The sequence below is a fragment of the Streptomyces shenzhenensis genome, from assembly GCF_021462265.1.
GTDB classification, from domain to species: domain Bacteria; phylum Actinomycetota; class Actinomycetes; order Streptomycetales; family Streptomycetaceae; genus Streptomyces; species Streptomyces shenzhenensis.
Genome location: NZ_JAJONF010000014.1, coordinates 68,076 through 85,546 on the forward strand (window position 1 = coordinate 68,076; position 17,471 = coordinate 85,546).

The following is a 17,471-nucleotide window of genomic DNA, read 5'->3' on the forward strand; positions in this document are numbered from 1 at the left end:
CATGGGCATCCCGCGAGAACGCAAAATCTTCGTAGCCGGGCGCCTGGGAGCAGGCGGGCGGCCGGACCGGTCAGGAATGGAGAAGCGTCACTCCTTCTCCCCGGCTAGCGTGGCGGCGATCGACACGGACCTCGCGCAGCAGACGGAGACGGGCTTGAGCATGGCCGAAGAGACCGGGACGACGACGCCCACGCCGCACGTGGCAGACAGCCACGGCCTGATTCGCGTGCACGGCGCACGGGAGAACAACCTCAAGGACGTGAGCATCGAGATCCCGAAACGGCGGCTGACGGTCTTCACCGGAGTCTCCGGCTCGGGCAAGAGCTCGCTGGTGTTCGACACCATCGCCGCCGAGTCGCAGCGGCTGATCAACGAGACCTACCCCGCCTTCGTCCAGGGCTTCATGCCCAACCTGGCCCGCCCCGATGTCGACGTCCTCGACGGACTGACCACCGCGATCATCGTCGACCAGCACCGGATGGGCGGCGACCCGCGCTCCACCGTCGGCACCGCCACCGACGCCGACGCCGTGCTGCGCATCCTCTTCAGCCGCCTCGGCAAGCCGTACATCGGCTCGCCCAAGGCGTTCTCCTTCAACATCGCCTCGATCAGCGGGGCGGGCGCCGTCACCGTCGAACGCGCGGGCCAGAAGGTGAAGGAGCGCCGCAGCTTCAGCATCACCGGCGGCATGTGCCCGCGCTGCGAGGGCCGCGGCGCCGTCACCGACCTCGACCTCGCGCAGCTCTACGACGAGACCCTGTCCCTCAACGAGGGCGCGATCACCGTCCCCGGCTACAAGGGCGGCGGCTGGAACTCCCGCCTCTACATCGAGTCCGGCTTCTTCGACCCGGACAAACCGATCAGCAAGTTCACCGAGAAGGAACTGCGGGACTTCCTGCACCGGGAGCCGACCCGGATGAAGATCGCGGGCATCAACATGACCTACGAAGGTCTGATCCCGCGCATCCAGAAGTCGATGCTCTCCAAGGACAAGGAGTCGATGCAGCCGCACATCCGCGAGTTCGTGGAGCGTGCGGTCACCTTCGCCACCTGCCCCGACTGCGACGGCACCCGGCTGAACGAGGGCGCCCGCTCCTCGAAGATCGACGGGATCAGCATCGCCGACGCCTGCGCGATGCAGATCAGCGACCTGGCCGCCTGGGTCAAGGGCCTCGACGAACCCTCCGTCGCCCCGCTCCTCACCTCGCTCGGGCGCACCCTGGACTCGTTCGTGGAGATCGGCCTCGGCTATCTCTCGCTCGGCCGGCCGGCCGGCACCCTGTCCGGCGGCGAGGCGCAGCGCACCAAGATGATCCGCCACCTCGGCTCCTCGCTCACCGACGTCACCTATGTCTTCGACGAGCCCACCACGGGCCTGCACCCGCACGACATCCAGCGGATGAACGGCCTGCTGCTGCGGCTGCGCGACAAGGGCAACACCGTGCTCGTCGTGGAGCACAAGCCGGAGGTCATCGCCATCGCCGACCATGTCGTCGACCTGGGCCCCGGCGCCGGGGCGGGCGGCGGCACGGTCTGCTTCCAGGGCACCGTCGAGGGCCTGCGCACCGGCGGCACCATCACCGGCCGCCACTTCGGCGACCGGGCCGCCCTCAAGGACACCGTCCGCAAGCCCACCGGCACGCTTCAGATCCGGGGCGCGTCCACCCACAACCTGCGGGATGTCGACGTCGACATCCCGCTCGGCGTCCTCGCCGTCGTGACCGGTGTCGCGGGCTCCGGCAAGAGCTCTCTGGTGCAGGGCTCGATCCCGGCCGGCGCCGGGGTGATCTCCGTGGACCAGGGCGCCATCCGCGGCTCCCGGCGCAGCAACCCGGCGACGTACACCGGACTTCTCGACCCGATCCGCAAGGCCTTCGCCAAGCAGAACGGCGTCAAGCCCACCCTGTTCAGCCCCAACTCCGAAGGCGCCTGCCCCACCTGCAACGGCGCCGGCGTGATCTACACCGACCTGGCGATGATGGCGGGCGTCGCCACCACCTGTGAGGAGTGCGACGGGAAGCGGTTCGAGGCGTCGGTCCTCGGCTACCACCTCGGCGGCCGTGACATCAGCGAGGTGCTGGCGATGCCGGTGACCGAGGCCGAGGAGTTCTTCGCCGCGGGCGAGGCACACACGCCGGCGGCCCATCGCATCCTCCAGCGGCTCAAGGACGTCGGCCTCGGCTACCTCACCATCGGGCAGCCGCTCACCACCCTGTCCGGCGGCGAGCGCCAGCGTCTCAAGCTGGCCACGCACATGGCCGACAAGGGCGGTGTCTACGTCCTCGACGAGCCGACCGCGGGCCTGCACCTCGCCGACGTCGAGCAACTGCTCGGTCTACTGGACCGACTGGTCGACTCCGGCAAGTCGGTCATCGTCGTCGAGCACCACCAGGCGGTCATGGCCCACGCCGACTGGATCATCGACCTCGGCCCCGGCGCCGGCCACGACGGCGGCCGGATCGTCTTCGAGGGCACCCCGGCCGACCTCGTCGCCGCCCGTGCCACCCTCACCGCCGAGCACCTCGCGGAGTACGTCGGCGCCTGAGGGCCCGGCACCCGGCGGGTGACTGACAGGATCCAGAGCTTGAATCCTCAAATGGGTCGGACGACACTGCATCTGCTTGATCCTTCAAGCACACTTCCTTCCTGAGTGTCTCGGCTGTCGTCCACCCTGGAGTTGTCGTGTCCGTTACCTCTGAGCCGGTCGCCGTCCGCCGTGGTCCGCTCGTCGTGGTGGGAGGCGTCCTGGCCGCGATCGTGGTGGCCTCGACCGCCGACACGGTGATCTCTCTGATCGCCCTGGCCGCCGGCGCGCCGGACGACTTCCAGCCGCTGAAGCCCAGGTCGTACATCTTCCTGACGGCGGTCGGGACCGTGGCCGGTGCCCTGGGCTGGGCCTTCCTGCGCAAGGTGTCCCAGGACCCCGAGATACTGACGCGCTGGCTGGTACCCGCGGTCGTGGTGCTGTCGTTCGTCCCCGACATCCTGCTTGTCCGCGCCGGCGGCGCGATCGGCGTCGGCGCGCTGCTGCTGATGCATGTCGCCGTCGCGGTGATCGCGGTGTTCGCCTTCCGCAAGGTGATGCCCCTGGCGTAGCCCGGGGGCCGGCACCGACGGCCGGACGGGACGGACAGGAGGTGCTGCCCTGGCGGCGGCGACAGCACGCCGTCGGGCCCGCCGCGGACGGGAGTGCCGGCGGCGGGCCCGGCGGCGACGACCCTGCCGGTCAGGCCTTGGTGCGGTCCTCGGGGGCGAGCAGGACCGCCGTGTTGGTGTGGTGCGCGACGGCGTCGCTGACCCGCGGGTCGAACAGCGCCTCGACAGCGCCGCGGTGGTGCGGGCTCAGCACGATGAGATCGGCGCCGAACTCCGCCGCCGTCTCCGAGATGGCCTCCGCGACCTGCGTCGTGAGCCCCCGGACAAGCGTTCCCTCGGCCTTGATCCCCCGGTCGCGCAGATCCGCCAGCGCCTCGTCCAGAACGGCCTTCGCCTCGGTGTCGTCCTCCAGCGCGACGATCGCTGCCACGGAGACGGCGGACGTGATGACGTGTACGACGCGGACCTCGGCGTTGGTCAACTGCGCCAGCTCGCCGGCCAGCCGCACGGCGGAGCGGCGGGCGGGGCTGGGATCGACGGCTACCAGGATGCGCTGAAACACGGACACGGTTGTTCCCCTTCCGGGGGAGTGGAAGGGCTACTCGGTGATCAGGGACGCCGGATCACGGCGTGTCGGGTCGGCGCGTCCGGCGCCGAACGAGTTCTTCCACCCCACCCCGTGATCATCTCACCATCCCCCGGCCCGGGGCGCGGCGGGTCCGTGTAACGCCCACTGAACTGCTGGAAACCGGACGGTATCGGCCTTGGGGCGGCTTTGCCGCTTTGACGTGCACCTCAGAGCGGACGTTTCTGCTGCTCGAAGTGCTGGCGGACAATCGCCGGCGGCAACGCAAGGTGCGGAGAAGCAGAAGGGCGACGACCTTGATGCCGGTTCAGGCCACTGAAGCGGCCGGCTGAGTGGTCAGCTATCGGCTCGGGAGCGAGCGTGGCAGCCCGAACCAGGGCAGCACGCCGTTGTCGAATCGGGTCATGGCGCTGATGCGGTGGTCGGCGAGGGTGAGGACGTAGAGGCCGGTCCCGTGGCTGATGCCGTTGGGGGCGCGCAGATACGCGCCGAACGCCGGCTGACCGTTGGCGCGCGTCGGCACCAGGTCGAACCTCCGGCCGGCACGGAAGATGCCGGCGCAGAAGCGGGCAGCGAGGTCCTTGCCCTCGTACTCGAAGGGCACTGGCGGCATCGAGACGAAGACGTCGTCGGTGAGAAGATCCACCAGCGCGTCGAGATCGGCGGACTCCCACGCGCGGACGAACTTCGCCACGATCGCGTCCTCGGAGGCTGAGCCGGGGGCGGGAGGTTGGCGGTGGGCGGCCGGCGGCCGGCGGCGTTGCAGGGCGGCGCGGGCTCGTTTGAGGGCGCTGTTGACCGAATCGACGGTCGAGTCGAGCATGTCGGCCACTTCGCCGGCGTGGAATCCGAGGACATCACGCAGGACGAGAACGGCGAGTTGGCGCGGGGGCAGAACCTGCAGAGCGGTGACGAACGCCAGGGAGATCGATTCGGTCTGCTCGTAGCGGGCTTCCGGCCCGAGCGGCGCGTCGATCACGGCCTCGAGCAGGGTGTCGGGATACGGTTGCAGCCAGCTGACCTCGCCGAGCCGGGTCGGCTCGGGCGGTTCGACATGGGGCACGTTCCACTCCTTGGCCTGGCGCCGACTCGCCGAACGACGCACGTTGAGGCACCGGTTGGTGGCGATCCGGTACAGCCAGGTGCGCATCGAGGCGCGCTGCTCGAACCCCTCGATGCCCTGCCAGGCGGCCAGTAGCGTGTCCTGCAGGGCATCCTCGGCGTCCTGCAACGATCCGAGCATCCGGTAGCAGTGCGCCCGCAACTCCTCTCGGTACGGCTGGACCAATGCGCGGAACGCGTCACCGTCGCCGGCCCGCGCCTTCGACATCAGATCGCCGGTCGCCATCCTCGTGTCACCCTCTCCCTCAGCACATGGCACTTCCCTCGGGTATGGACACCGGCTGACCGGCGAACTGGGCGGCCGGCGCGCGCCCAGTTCTGCCGATGCCGCGGTGTCTGCATCAGTGGTAGTCCGACCACCCGAACATGGGAGCATCGACATGGGATCGATCGTCGTCTTCGAGAACGTCTCGCTCGACGGAGTCACTCAGGACCCGACCGGCGAGGAGGGCTTCAGCCGTTACGACTGGCGCGCCGGGCTCGCCCCGGCCGACCGCGAGGCATGGGACAAGCTCATCCTCGACGACGCGCTGGGCGCGCAGGTCCTGCTGCTGGGCCGACGCAGCTACGAGTTCTTCGCCGCACGGTACCCGTCCCGCACCGGCCGGCTGGCGGACAGGATGAACAGCCTGCCCAAATACGTCGCCTCCACCACGCTCGAAGATCCCGGCTGGAACAACTCGACGGTGCTCGACGGTGACATCGTGGATGAGGTTGCGAGGCTGAAACACACGGTCAACGGCGAGATCCGCGTCTACGCCAGCTCCCGGCTCGTGCACACGCTGATCGGGCACGACCTGGTCGATGAGCTGCGGCTGACGATTTTCCCGCTCGTGATGGGCGCAGGCAACCGCCTCTTCGACTGGACCGGCACCCCAAAACCCCTGCGCCTTGCCGGCACCCGCACCGTCGGTGACAGCCTTGCCCACCTCACCTACCAGGCAGGGTGACGTCGTTCAGGGTTCTGCCGGGTTTGCTCACGTGCTGCCGAGGGGGGCCAGCGGCCGTGCGGAGTCTCGGCCGTGCTTGCGCAGGCCGGCGGCGATGTTGTCGCAGCCGGCCAGGCGGAGAGCGCCGATGGCGGGGTTGCGCAGTGCCGCCATGGGCCGGGGCGCGGTCCCGGTCCGCACAGCGCGGTGAAGCAGGATGCCCCCGGAAGGTCAGCTGACCCCGGGCCGGAACCCCTGGACCTTGGGCCAGGGAGCACGTCAACCCGTGATGTCCTTGAGGTGCGGTACGACCCGGGTCAACCGGACCACGCCCCACAGGATCAAGGCGGCCCCGATCGCCTCCGGCAGCAGCCACCAGCCGGTGCGGACCGACTCATCGAACAGGATGACGCCCAGCGTCAGACTCACCGCCGCGTCGCCGATCGTCAGCGCCGGCTGGGAGGCGACCAGCGGTCCGGCCTGCAGCGCGTTCTCCAGGAACATCAGGGCCGCGATCCCGCTGAGCGCACATCCGTAGGTCTGCCAGGTGGTGAGGAAGGCGACCAGACCCGCGTCGGCGAGGCGGCCGGTGGCCGACTTCATGAACGCGGCGGCCAGCGCGTTGCCGATCGCGGCGCCGGTGGCCAGGGCGGCCGCGCGGAACAACGCTGACGACGAGGACCGTGCGAGCAGCACGGTGACCGCGATGGCGCCCAGGGTGAAGACGAGGACCGGGATCCAGCGCGTCATCGCGGCCTGCTGTCGGCCGCCGTGCGGCGCGGCCGAGGCCAGCAGCAGGGCGAGACCGGCCACCACGCCCGAGACCGCCCACCAGCCCGCCGGATTCGGCCGGCGGTGCAGCAACGGCATGGCGATCAGCAGGGCGAACGGCAGCTCCAGCATGAACAGGGGCTGCACCAGCGCCATCGGGCCGTTGAGCAGGGCGAGTGCCTGGAAGACCGCGGCTCCCGTGACTCCGGCGATCCCGATGGCCCAGGCGGGCCGCCGTACCAGCGCGAGCAGCAGGCGCAGTCCGGTGCGGCCCGGCACGGCGGATGCCGCCTTGCGCTGGAAGGCCGTGCCCGCCGCATTGCTGACGGCGCCGAGGGCGGCGAAGAGCACGGCGAGCACCATCATGGACCCAGCATGCCCGGAGCATCCCGCCCGCTGCGCCGTGACGCCCGCTGCCACCGGGTGAATGCGCAGTTCACCGCCGCTCCCGGCGCCGTGCCGACCGCCTACGGCCTGAGGACTATCTTGCCTTGGACGTGCCGCCCTTCGAGGTCACGGAACGCGTCCTGCACGCGTTCCAGCGGATAGGTACCGGCGATCGGCACGTCCAGTTCCCCGCGTGCGGCGAGCCGGGCGAGCTCGCCGAGTACGACCGCGCACGCCGCCGAGCCCTCCCCGTAGGTCCGCGCTCCCACTTCGCCCGCGGCCGACCAGTCGCGGATGGTGTTGATCCGCTCCGGCCGTACCCCGAGTTCCACGGCCATCTCCACATAGCCGTCCCCGAAGGTGTCGATGAACGCGTCGACGGTTCCGCCCGCGGCCTGCCGGACCCGCTCGGCCGCGCCGGCCCCGTAGGCGACCGGCATGATGCCGTGGTCCGCGAGCCAGGCGTGGTTCCGCTCGCCCGCCAGCCCGATGACGGTGGCGCCGCGCCGCCGCGCGAGCTGTACGGCGAGCGACCCGACCCCGCCGGCCGCGCCGGACACCACGAGGGTGTCGCCCGGCTGGGGGTCCACCGCGAACACCGTGGCATAGGCGGTGGTGCCGGCCACGTACAGCGACCCCGCCACGTCCCAGGCGAGCCCCTTCGGGCGGGAGACCAGGTTCACGTCCTCCACCACGACGAGTTCCGCATGGCTCGCCCGGTTGTGGGTGAAGCCGAGGACCTCGTCCCCCACCGCGAAACCACGTACCTCGGGACCGGTCTCGACCACGACACCGGCCAGATCGCTCCCCTGCCCGGAGGGGAACGCCGCCGGCCACCGCCTGTGCCGGGCCCCCTCGCGGATCATCACCTCACCGGGCTGGATCCCGGCGGCCCGGACCTCGACCAGCACCTGCCCGGGGCCCGGTGTCGGCCGTGCCACCTCCTCGACCCGCAGCACCTCGATCCCGCCGTAGCGATGGAACCGGACCGCTCTCATCGGGCCATCACCGTCCCGGGGACGGGACGGCCGTGTGATGTTGTCGTCATGCGCTCATGCTGGCAGGTCTGATGCGGGGGGTGGTGGTCCTTTTCTGGCGGGGGTGGGTCCGCTCCGCCTGGGGAGGCGGGATCGGCAGGATGACGACCTCCTCCTCATATGGCGGTGCGTCAGAAATACACCGGTCCCCTGGGCGGCGACCGCGAACTGGGCTCGCCCGGTCGTCACGAAGTCGTCGGCTCGGCCCGCTCGGAGGTGGCCGCCGCGGGACGGCCGCCGGTGCCGTGGCTCACCGCGGCGCTTCCGACGACCTCGACGGTCCGCGAAACCCTCGTGCCGGGACCTGTCTTGGAACCTGATGGCCGAGCACCCCGCCGGGCCTGCCTTTCACCCATGTCCGGAGAACATCAGCGGGCGTGGCTTCGGGGCGGTCAGTCGCGCTCGGTCGGTCTCACAGCTGTGGCGGGACCGGGCGGCCGAGAAACGCGGCAAGGCGATCGATGGCCGGAGCGGTCTCCTCTACGGGGCGCGGCTCGGCGAATCGTCCCGTTCGGGACTGGGTGGAGAGTTGGGCCCGAGCGAACGCCAGGGCCCGCTCGGCCACGTCCTCGGGCAGCCGGGCAGGGATTCGGGTGGCCTGGGCGAGGTCCCATCCGTGAGCGAGCAGATCGTAGAGGCGGATCTGCAAGCGCTCGGCGCCCGTGGCACTGCCCAAAGGTCCGTGATAACTCCGCTCCAGCACCCCAGGGCCGGAGAAAGCTGCCAGCAGCGCAGCGCTGGAGGACCGGTAGGCTCCGACCGGGTCGTCACCGAGGCGGTCTGCTCCGCGTTCGGGCATCGGGCCGCCCTGGATCATGGCTGCGAACACCAGGTCCATGCCGACCAAGTGGGCCACCACCTCACGCACGTTCCATTCCGTGCACGGCGTCGGCTCCTTCCACTGCTCGGGGCGTACCTCGGCGAGAAGGTCGCCGACCGATGCGCAGGCACGTGCGAGATCTTCGACGGAAGCGGTAGTCATCCGGGGAGACTACGGCGCCAACTGCCAGGCTGCCCAAGGGATTTGCGTTGGTGTGGAGAAAACCAGGTCGAATCGGGCGGCCGTGCGATCGCTGTGTCGACGGGCGGCAGCGGTCGCAGCTACCTGCCCCGCTCACCGAACTCAGCGACGACCAGCCCACGGTACTTCCGGGCACGCCTGCGGAAGACGCCGTGGGTTCCCGGCGTCTCTCAGGGGTCGTCCCCGGCCAACCGCGTCGGCCCCCGGCATGCCGCGGCGCGGTCACCGACTTCCCGGCCTTGCGTCGGGTAACCCGGCGCACGGAACGGCCCGAGACCAGCCCAGCGATGGCGAGATGGGTCTCGCCATGGGGCTCGCGCCGCCCGGTGAACCGCAGGGCGGCCGCCGCTGCTTGAACTCGCCGGTGGCGTGCTCGACGCGGATCCGGGCCGAGGACTGGCGGCGGCGCTGCTCGCGTCAGGCGTGGTGATCGCCCGGCGCAGCGTCGAACTTCCGCTTGTCGTTCTTATGCCACGGGCGAGTCCGCAATCGGCTCTCTTGATCGCTTTTTGGGCGGCGCCTAGGCTCTCGTGCCCATGGGGATGGGGGAACCGGACCACGGGCGGCGGGCATGGCGCGACCGGCTGGTCAGGCATCGTGCAGCCGCAGCTCTGCTGGCCGGGGCGGTGGGGCTGATCATGCTGGGCACGGTGTTCGTCGTACTGCCGGGCATGGTGGTCGACCACGATCTCGCCGGGGCGAGTGTCGCCGCGCAGGACCGGCTGAGCGCGGTGAACGATGTCCGTACGACACTTCTGCAGGTGGTCGGCGGCCTGGTCGTGCTCTTCGGCGCCTACGCCACGTGGCGGCAACTGCGGGTGAGTCAGGACGGTCTGCGCGCCACCCAGGAGGGATACGTCACCGACCGGTTCAGCCGGGCGGTCGACCAGCTCGGCAGTGACAAGCTGGACGTGCGCATCGGCGGGCTGCACGCGCTGTGGCGGATCGCGGAGCAATCCGCCCGCGACCGGGAGGCCATCATCTCCATCCAGGCCGCGTACCTGCGGACCCACCTGCCCTGGCCACCCGCCGGGCCGGAATCACCAGCGGCGGACGTGCCCATCAACGACATCGCACCCCTGGAGACTCGCGCCGCCGACGCCCAGGTGGCGCTGACCGGGCTCGGCGTGCTGTGCCGGCACCGGGAACAGTCCTGGGTCAATCTCAGCGTCACCGACTTGCGGCGGGCCGACTGTGACGGACTGTGGTTCCCCGAGGTCAACTTCGACCGGGCTTGCATGGAGGCGGCGGGCCTGTACCACGCCAATCTGACCCAGGCATCCCTGGTCTCGGTCAACCTGCGGCACGCCGACCTCACGACTGCGGTCCTTCGCCGGGCTCGCTGCACTCTGGCCGACCTGCGGGGCGCGAAGCTGGTCGAAACCGACTTGCGTGACGCCGACTTCACCGAGACCGACCTGCGCGAGGCAAACCTGCGCAAGGCCGACGCCCACGGCGCGGGCTTCCATCGTGCCGACCTCCGGATGGCTGACCTGCGCGGCACCGACCTGAGCACCGCCGACCTTGTCGAAGCACGCCTGACCGGCGCCCTGGCCAGCGAGCACACCCGCTGGCCCGCCGGCTTCGACCACTCGGCCGCCGGGGTCGTCGACACCGATGACCCCGGCCCCGAGCCTTCGCCCCTGCTCCAGCCGCCGGGGATGACGTGGCAGGCCCCGCCTCTGCGGTCCACACCGTGACCGACACGCCCCGGCCAGGACTGCGACGACCTCGATCCGCCTGACCGGCGTCAATGCTCCTCAGCCGCGTCGTGATCGAGCAGGCGCCGCATGACCAGCCGCAAGCCACCACGCAGGCGCTGGAGTTGATATCGCTGCCAAGGGCGTTCACGCCGACTGCGCAGGCGATCCGAACGCCAAGCGGGCACCCAGGCCGATCGGGGCGTCGACGCCGTCCGCCATGCGGGCGCCGCTCCTGCGGCACGCACATCAGGCGGACTGGGGGCGGCGGCCGAGCGTGTCGGCGGTCCGGCGGCGATAGCGCGAGCGTGCTCCCCGCCCACGAAGGCCAGGAAGCGACGACCGATACGGCTTGCGGACGAACCGACGGTCCATGAGGTTCGGGCCCTGCTCCAGTAGTGCCGCTCAGCTTCTCCGGTGAACATCCCGGCCAGCATGCTCATGAGGTCGGCATTTTGCGGAACCGCCGCCGGGGCTGAAATGCGCGCCGCGGCCCGAGGTGGTCGATGATGCGGTCCGCCGCCGACTTCGCCCCCCCCGAAGAGTGCAGACCGCCTCTGACCAGTGAACATGCTTGAGTCCCGCTGGAACTCTAGTGCCGCGACCGCATTTTCGTAAGCAGCGCGAGCAGGGTGCGCTGTTCCTCCGCGTCGAGATCGGCGAAGAGGCCGGAGGCGTGAAGTCGTGTCCTGAGCGCCTCCCATAGTTCGTGCCCGCGGTCCGTCAGGGCCAGGGTCCGCTTGCGGCCGTCGGAGGGGTGAGGGCGGCGGGCGATGAGTCCCGCGCTCTGGAGCTTGTCGGCGGCGAGGCTGACCGTCGAAGGATCGCAGCGGAGGCGGGCCGCCACGTCCCGCATTGTCGGCGGCTCGGTTCCCGGCGCAAGCGCCCACAGCGTGCCGACGACGGAGGCCGGTACCCGGAACTCCCCGAGCACCTCGGCCACGACGGCGTCCGCGGAGTGTCCCACTTCCACGAGAGCACGGACGATCTCGGCTTTCCGCTCGGCGTCCGCGCGGTGAGTCGTCGGTGTCGTCGCATCACGGTCGGCAGTCATGGATCCATGTTACGTTCAGAATATCAATGAGAAACTCAATGAGTATGGAGGCGTAAATGACTCGCGGCAACGGTGGTGAGACGGTGCTCGTTACAGGTGGAACGGGCTACCTGGCAGGCTGGGTGATCGCGGGCTTGCTTCAGCGCGGCTACCGGGTGCGCACCACCGTGCGCAGCCTCGCCAAGGCGGAGCAGGTGCGTGAAGCCGTCAGCGGGCGCGCAGGTCAGGAGGCGGCCCGGGGTATCGAGTTCGCTGTCGCTGATCTCCTCAGCGACGAGGGCTGGGACGGGGCCTTCGAGGGCGTCCATTACGTGATTCACACCGCGTCGCCGATGCCCTTCGGCTCAGGCGTCGATCTCGTCAAGACCGCCCGAGAGGGCACTCGCCGTGTCCTGGGCGCCGCCGCCCGCGCCGGGGTGAAGCGTGCCGTGCTCACCTCTTCCGGCATCACGGCCGGTGCGGGCGACTCGGGCACGCCCGCGACCGAGACGACATACGCCGAACCGTCCGGCACCCCACAGCGCGCGTACCCGGACTCGAAGATCCTCGCCGAGCGCGACGCATGGGAGCTCGCCGGAGCCGCCGGGCTAGAACTGTCCGCCGTCCTGCCGACATTCATGCAAGGCCCCCCGCTGGGCGCGCGGAACGGGGCAGGAACGACCGACGTCATCCGCCGCCTGCTCGCCCGCGAAATCCCCGCCGTCCCAAACATCGGCTGGAACGTCGTCGACGTCCGTGACGTCGCCGAACTGCACATTCTCGCCATGACGAGTCCCGCCGCCGCGGGGCAGCGTTTCCTCGCTTCGGGCAGCTTCCTGTGGTATCGGGACATCGCCCGCATCCTGCGCGACAAGCTCCCGGACGAAGCCGCCAAGGTACCCACGCGCACCATGCCGGACATCATCGTCAAACTGCTGGCCCGAGTGAACCCGCAGATGGCGATGGTGCGCTCCGAACTCGGTCGCAAGAGGCTCGTCGACAGCAGCAAAGCACGCACGCTCGGCTGGCAGCCCCGCCCCACCGAGCAGACGATCCTCGACACCGCCACCGCGCTCACGGCCAAAGACTCATAGGACGCCCTTCGCGCCTGTCGTCATTCGTTCGTTCGACGACAGGCGGGTGGACCACATCAAATTCCTCGGCCGCTATGCCTTCACCCGGCCCGCGGCGCCTGGGCTGCGCCCGTTGCGTGACCCCCATGCCCACGACGAGTCAGACGACGGCGAGGCCGAGTAACGGAGGCGCCGTACGAGGCCTGATCACTTCCACCGGCATCGGGGCGGTGACCACGGCCATCCGCATTCGCGACGCGGGTTCTGGCCGGGCTTCCCTCGAACTTGTACAGCGCCCGTAGGTGGCGGGCCAGGGCGAGTGCGGCGAGCAGCGCGACGAGCACGCACACTCCCCACCAGCCGGCCTTGCTCCAGACGTGTATCCCGAGCCAGGAACCTGCGCTGCCGCCGAGGTAGGCGCAGGTCATGTAGGCGGTGTTGAGCCTGCTGCGGGCGTCGGTGCGCAGGGCGTAGACGCGGACTTGATTGGCGACCATGCCGGACTGCATCGCGGTGTCGAGGAGCAGCGTGCCGAGTGTCAGGGCGGCCAGACCCAATGTGCCGCCCCGGGCACCAATGGTGAGGATCGCGGCGGAGACGAGGACGCCGAGCATGCAGACCAGGTTCACGGGATCGGGGCCGTAGCGGTCCACCAGACGGCCGGCGAGCGGGGTGCAGACCATGGTCACTGCCCCGACCAGGGCGATCATTCCTACCGCCTGGGCACCCAGCCCGTAGGCCGGACCGGCGAGCAGGAGCGCCAGGCAGGTCCAGATCGCGGAGAACCCGGCGAAGACGGTTGCCTGGTAGAAGCACGAGCGGCGCAGGTCTGGCTCGGTGCGCAGCAGGCGCAGCGGCTCGGCCAGGAGTGCTGTGTACGGCTGGCGGGAGGACGGGGGTGTGGTCGGCACCGCGAACGCCAGGACGGTGGCGAGGAGCAGGGCCAGGACCGCGGCGACCAGGTAGGGGGCCCTCCAGCCCAGCCACTCACCGAGCGTGCCGCTGAAGGTCCGGGCCAGCAGCATGCCGCCGGTCGATCCGCTCAACAGGGTGCCGATCACCGCTCCTTGGCGGTCGGCAGCCACGAGACCAGCCGCCAGGGGGCCGACGATCTGCGCGCCCACGGTGGTCAGGCCGACAAGGGTGCTGGCGGCAATGAGGGCCGGCAGAGCCGGTGCGCAACCCGCCGCGAGCAGTGCCAGACCGGTCAGGGAGAGGAGGACGACGAGGAACGAGCGGTGCGGGAGCCGGTCGCCAAGCGGTACCAGCAAGACCATCCCGGCCGTGTAGCCGGCCTGTGTGGCGGTCACCACCGCAGCGGCTGAATCGGGTGACACATGCAGCCCGGCGGCGACCAGTGGACCGATGGCCTGCGGAAAGTAGATGTTGCCCACCGCCACGGCGCACGTGACAGCCAGGATCAGGACCATCCGGCGGCTCATCCTTCAGTCCACCGGCCCGCCCGCTACGCAGATGACCTGGCCGGAGACGAACCCGGCCCCGGGACTTACGAGGAAGGAGGCGGTATGCGCAATGTCGTCAGGCAGTCCCACCCGGCCGACCGGGATGGACTGCTCCGCCCTGTGCCGGAACTCCTCGAAGCTCAGGCCGAGCCGCCGGGCTGAGGCCCTGGTCATGTCGCTCACGACGAATCCCGGCGCGATGGCGTTCGCGGTCACGCCATGCGGTCCGAGCTGGAGAGCGAGGGACTTGGTGAATCCGATCAAGCCCGCCTTCGCGCTGGCGTAGTCGACACGGCCGGCATCACCGACCGCGGAGATACTCGACATGTTGACGATGCGTCCCCAACCGGCCGTCATCATGTGCGGGCAGACGGCCCGGGCGGCGAAGAACGGGCCACTGAGGTTGATCCCCAAGACCGTGTCCCACTGCTGCGTGGTCATGTCCACAAGGTCGGCACGGGGTCCGATGCCGGCGTTGTTGACCAGCACCGTCGGCGGCCCGAACGCGGCGGCGATCCGGGCGACGGCCGCAGTGACCGCGGCCTCGTCGGCGACATCAGCGGCGACGGCCAGCGCTGCCCCGCCGACACTTGTGATGGCCTCCACGGTATCCGCGCAGTCCGCCTCGTCCAGATCGATCACGCCGACCGCCAAGCCGTCGCCCGCCAGGCGCCTGGCCACAGCGGCGCCGATGCCGCGGGCAGCACCGGTGACAACCGCCGTCCGCTGCATATGAGTTGTGGGTGTCATGGGAGGAAGTCCACGGCATCGACGTTGCGTCGCCAATCGATGTAGCGTATGGCTTAATGATCAGCTTCGTGCTCGGCGTCGAGGACCTCGCGGACACCCGCTTCGCCCTCTCCCCCCTGCACGAAACCCTGTTCAGCCTGCGAGTGCTCCAGGATCCGGGCCTGTCCGCGCTGCACCTGCCCTGGCGCAGGTCCGTACTCGGCAGACTCGGCACGCTCGACACCGGTCTACTGATGTCCCTGGTCGCCCAGCGGCGTACCCTCCCCGACTTCCTGACCCCGAATCCCACGAGTTTCGCGCCGGCCTTCGAGGAAGAACTCTCCGTTGTCCGCCAGGCGTCCTGCGCTCGGGTCCGCCACGACCTGCTGCTTGCGCACGCACCCGACCCTGTTCCCGAAGCGCTCCGCGACGCCACCGCCGCCGAAGACGCGCCTGTCGCCAGACTCCGCGACGACATCTGCGATCTCCTGCGGCAGTACTGGGAGGTGGCCATCGAGCCGGTGTGGCCGCAGATGCGACTGGTACTGGAAGCCGACATGACCTACCGCGCCCGCCAGCTCGCCCTGGGGGGCGCCCGACTGCTGTTCGCCGACATGCACCCGAACCTGCGCTGGCAAGGCGGAGAACTGTATATCCGCAAGATGATCAGCAGGCATCGGGTTGCGGCATCCGGCCGGGGGCTGTTGCTCCTGCCGTCTGTGTTCGCACACAAACCCGCGCCTCCCGTCAGCCCGGACGAGCCGCCGAGCCTCGTGTATCCCAGCCGGGGAGCAGCCACCCTGTGGGGCTCGGAGATACCGACCGTCGGCACAACCGCCCTGGTGTCTCTCCTCGGTTCATCCCGAGCGAGACTGCTCAGCCTCCTGGACGAGCCGCTGCCCACCGTAGAACTCGCCCGCCGTCTCAGGGTCACCCCAAGCGCGGTCTCCCAACACCTGCGCGTCCTGCACTCCACAGGACTGGTCACCCGGACACGTGACGGACGGCATGTGCTGTACCGGAGAAGCACACTCGGCGACCAACTCACGACCACCGCCACCAGACCGCGAACCCACGACAGCTGACGTTCGGCATTCCGCCTCCGCCCAACCCCGCCTGGCCGGGCGACTACCCACCAGGCCGCTGACTGGTTCCTCATCCGTCCACTGACCGACTCACCCGGTCGGCAAACGCTCGAATGACGACAGGCGCCGCACGCGTCCGGTGAACCCAGGCATTTCGGGGTTCCGGGGTGGCTCTCATCCGGCTGCCGCGCATGGCTTTTGGTGCTTGGCCGCCCGGCTCCCCACGACGACTCGGCCGCCGATTGGGAACTGCGAATAGGTCGCTGTGTAGAGCAATACGGCGGCCGCCACCGTTCTGTGGCCATCGCCGAGGAGATCGCCGCATACCTGAGGGCTGGCGGCGTCGAGGTCGAACACCGGCACATCGACCGGCCTGTCCTTCCCCACTGACGTGTCCGGGACCGTCGATACCGCCCCCCGGACACAGAGCCGGCAGACCACACGACCGAGCCTCGCCCAACTCCCGGGCGGGGCTCGCCTCACGTCCGGCGGGGTGGCGCTCCGCCCTCCGGTGCGGTTTCCCTACTTCTGCGAAGCACGACGAAGGGGTGGATACTGGTGTGATCGCGTATTCAACTGTCGCGAGTTCTCCGTCAGGGTGGGCTGGTCTATGACCTTGCGTGATCTCCAGTGGGTGCAGGGTTGTCGGTTGTTGGCCAACGCTTCCCGTCAGGGGAAGCGGGTGTCGTGATCTGCTCGATCGCGGGCTTGAGAAAGGTGAGTGTCAGCTCCGCCCGGCGGGCGGTCCACTGCTCCGTGGCTGGACCGGGGTCGCCGTAGCGGCGCTGCCTGATGTCGTCCACGACCTCCGGCGGGGCTCCCATTTCGGTGAGGACGTCGAGAGCCTCGGCCTTGGTGATCAGCTTGCCGTCCCGCAACGTCACCGTTGCTCTGGCCAGAGTCAGCAGGCCGAGGTCGACCCAGATGTCGCGGGTCCACCGTTCAGGGTGTTCCAGGGACGGTCGCCAGAAGCTTTCCAGGTCGTTGATGATGAAGTCAGCGAGCTGTCCGTCGGTCACCGGTGGCAGCAGGGCTGCTGGCGCTTGGCCGTATAGGACGAGCCCGAAGTCGTGCAGCTCACGCCTGGTCACCGGCGTGACTGCCCGGCGCATGAGTTCCTCGTGGGCCCAGGTGAGGTGCGAGCGTGCAGGATCATCCAGCTCCGTGGCTGTGGGATAGCTGCAATGCAGCTTCAGCGCGAGGGGAATGAAACTCCCCAGACTCTCGTGCACCTCCCCGAGTCGTTGTTCCTCCAGTGCAGTGCACGGTCGGTTGAGGACGGCGATCAGGTCGAGGTCGCTGCGGCCCGGCTGGTAGTCACCTCCGGCGAGTGACCCGTGCGCCCACACCGAGACCAGAGGCAAGATTGGCCGGACGGCGCTGACGAAGCGGTCGAGGAGCTGGCTGGTGGCCTCATCTGTCATACGGAAAGTCTGTGT

Annotated in this window: 18 protein-coding genes and 1 pseudogene; 7 read left to right on the plus strand and 12 right to left on the minus strand. The window is 69.7% G+C overall.

Annotated features, from left to right (window positions below):
* Nucleotides 1-160 precede the first annotated feature (160 nt).
* The gene (locus LQ326_RS19660; protein WP_234538622.1) at nucleotides 161-2,545 is read left to right on the plus strand and encodes an ATP-binding cassette domain-containing protein; all 2,385 of its coding nucleotides are present in this window, start codon (nucleotides 161-163) and stop codon (nucleotides 2,543-2,545) included.
* A 137-nt stretch (nucleotides 2,546-2,682) separates the two neighbouring features.
* A complete protein-coding gene (locus LQ326_RS19665; RefSeq protein ID WP_234538484.1) occupies nucleotides 2,683-3,096 on the plus strand; it encodes a DUF6069 family protein in 414 nt (137 codons plus the stop codon).
* Nucleotides 3,097-3,226: 130 nt separating this feature from the next.
* On the opposite strand, the gene LQ326_RS19670 is transcribed toward LQ326_RS19665, so the two are convergent.
* Both LQ326_RS19670 and LQ326_RS19675 read right to left on the minus strand, forming a co-directional pair.
* The gene (locus LQ326_RS19670; RefSeq protein WP_234538623.1) at nucleotides 3,227-3,658 is read right to left on the minus strand and encodes a universal stress protein; all 432 of its coding nucleotides are present in this window, start codon (nucleotides 3,656-3,658) and stop codon (nucleotides 3,227-3,229) included.
* Between the two features lie 364 nt (nucleotides 3,659-4,022).
* Nucleotides 4,023-5,030 carry a sigma-70 family RNA polymerase sigma factor gene (locus LQ326_RS19675; protein ID WP_234538485.1) on the minus strand — a complete coding sequence of 336 codons (1,008 nt, stop codon included), beginning with the start codon at nucleotides 5,028-5,030 and terminating at the stop codon, nucleotides 4,023-4,025.
* A 154-nt stretch (nucleotides 5,031-5,184) separates the two neighbouring features.
* On the opposite strand from LQ326_RS19675, the gene LQ326_RS19680 reads away from it, so the two are divergent.
* Nucleotides 5,185-5,754 (plus strand): dihydrofolate reductase family protein, encoded by a 570-nt coding sequence (locus LQ326_RS19680; protein ID WP_234538486.1) that lies wholly within the window; start codon nucleotides 5,185-5,187, stop codon nucleotides 5,752-5,754.
* 27 nt (nucleotides 5,755-5,781) lie between these two features.
* On the opposite strand, the gene LQ326_RS19685 is transcribed toward LQ326_RS19680, so the two are convergent.
* The 4 genes from LQ326_RS19685 to LQ326_RS19700 all read right to left on the minus strand — a co-directional run bounded on the left by LQ326_RS19685 (nucleotide 5,782) and on the right by LQ326_RS19700 (nucleotide 8,910).
* Complete coding sequence (locus LQ326_RS19685; RefSeq protein WP_308401963.1) at nucleotides 5,782-5,934, minus strand: hypothetical protein; 153 nt, start codon at nucleotides 5,932-5,934, stop codon at nucleotides 5,782-5,784.
* 78 nt (nucleotides 5,935-6,012) lie between these two features.
* On the minus strand, nucleotides 6,013-6,870 hold the full coding sequence (locus LQ326_RS19690) for a DMT family transporter (RefSeq protein WP_234538487.1): 858 nt from the start codon (nucleotides 6,868-6,870) through the stop codon (nucleotides 6,013-6,015).
* Between the two features lie 101 nt (nucleotides 6,871-6,971).
* A complete protein-coding gene (locus tag LQ326_RS19695; RefSeq protein WP_234538488.1) occupies nucleotides 6,972-7,889 on the minus strand; it encodes an NADP-dependent oxidoreductase in 918 nt (305 codons plus the stop codon).
* 451 nt (nucleotides 7,890-8,340) lie between these two features.
* Nucleotides 8,341-8,910: a TIGR03086 family metal-binding protein gene (locus tag LQ326_RS19700; RefSeq protein ID WP_234538489.1), complete on the minus strand. Its 570-nt coding sequence runs from the start codon at nucleotides 8,908-8,910 to the stop codon at nucleotides 8,341-8,343.
* 575 nt (nucleotides 8,911-9,485) lie between these two features.
* Here LQ326_RS19700 and LQ326_RS19705 point away from each other — a divergent pair.
* Entirely contained in the window at nucleotides 9,486-10,649 is a 1,164-nt protein-coding gene (locus LQ326_RS19705) for a pentapeptide repeat-containing protein (RefSeq protein WP_234538490.1), read from the plus strand.
* Between the two features lie 50 nt (nucleotides 10,650-10,699).
* On the opposite strand, the gene LQ326_RS48725 is transcribed toward LQ326_RS19705, so the two are convergent.
* From LQ326_RS48725 to LQ326_RS19715, 3 genes and pseudogenes are all read right to left on the minus strand, one after another.
* Nucleotides 10,700-11,092 carry a DUF6082 family protein gene (locus tag LQ326_RS48725; RefSeq protein WP_372496896.1) on the minus strand — a complete coding sequence of 131 codons (393 nt, stop codon included), beginning with the start codon at nucleotides 11,090-11,092 and terminating at the stop codon, nucleotides 10,700-10,702.
* Nucleotides 11,093-11,103: 11 nt separating this feature from the next.
* Nucleotides 11,104-11,187: pseudogene (locus tag LQ326_RS19710) on the minus strand (IS5/IS1182 family transposase); the annotation flags it as partial.
* Nucleotides 11,188-11,241: 54 nt separating this feature from the next.
* The gene (locus tag LQ326_RS19715) at nucleotides 11,242-11,703 is read right to left on the minus strand and encodes a MarR family winged helix-turn-helix transcriptional regulator (protein WP_234538491.1); all 462 of its coding nucleotides are present in this window, start codon (nucleotides 11,701-11,703) and stop codon (nucleotides 11,242-11,244) included.
* A gap of 56 nt (nucleotides 11,704-11,759) precedes the next feature.
* Here LQ326_RS19715 and LQ326_RS19720 point away from each other — a divergent pair, with 56 nt between their 5' ends.
* Nucleotides 11,760-12,776 carry an NAD-dependent epimerase/dehydratase family protein gene (locus tag LQ326_RS19720; protein WP_234538493.1) on the plus strand — a complete coding sequence of 339 codons (1,017 nt, stop codon included), beginning with the start codon at nucleotides 11,760-11,762 and terminating at the stop codon, nucleotides 12,774-12,776.
* A gap of 80 nt (nucleotides 12,777-12,856) precedes the next feature.
* Here the strand turns inward: LQ326_RS19720 and LQ326_RS19725 are convergent, their stop codons facing one another.
* Both LQ326_RS19725 and LQ326_RS19730 read right to left on the minus strand, forming a co-directional pair.
* Nucleotides 12,857-14,197: an MFS transporter gene (locus LQ326_RS19725; protein WP_234538494.1), complete on the minus strand. Its 1,341-nt coding sequence runs from the start codon at nucleotides 14,195-14,197 to the stop codon at nucleotides 12,857-12,859.
* A 3-nt stretch (nucleotides 14,198-14,200) separates the two neighbouring features.
* Nucleotides 14,201-14,968 carry an SDR family NAD(P)-dependent oxidoreductase gene (locus LQ326_RS19730; protein ID WP_234538624.1) on the minus strand — a complete coding sequence of 256 codons (768 nt, stop codon included), beginning with the start codon at nucleotides 14,966-14,968 and terminating at the stop codon, nucleotides 14,201-14,203.
* A gap of 56 nt (nucleotides 14,969-15,024) precedes the next feature.
* Here LQ326_RS19730 and LQ326_RS19735 point away from each other — a divergent pair, with 56 nt between their 5' ends.
* Nucleotides 15,025-16,032: an ArsR/SmtB family transcription factor gene (locus LQ326_RS19735; RefSeq protein ID WP_234538495.1), complete on the plus strand. Its 1,008-nt coding sequence runs from the start codon at nucleotides 15,025-15,027 to the stop codon at nucleotides 16,030-16,032.
* A gap of 201 nt (nucleotides 16,033-16,233) precedes the next feature.
* A complete protein-coding gene (locus LQ326_RS48730; protein WP_372496897.1) occupies nucleotides 16,234-16,422 on the plus strand; it encodes a RapZ C-terminal domain-containing protein in 189 nt (62 codons plus the stop codon).
* A 218-nt stretch (nucleotides 16,423-16,640) separates the two neighbouring features.
* On the opposite strand, the gene LQ326_RS19740 is transcribed toward LQ326_RS48730, so the two are convergent.
* A complete protein-coding gene (locus LQ326_RS19740; protein WP_234538496.1) occupies nucleotides 16,641-17,456 on the minus strand; it encodes a nucleotidyltransferase domain-containing protein in 816 nt (271 codons plus the stop codon).
* Nucleotides 17,457-17,471 lie beyond the last annotated feature (15 nt).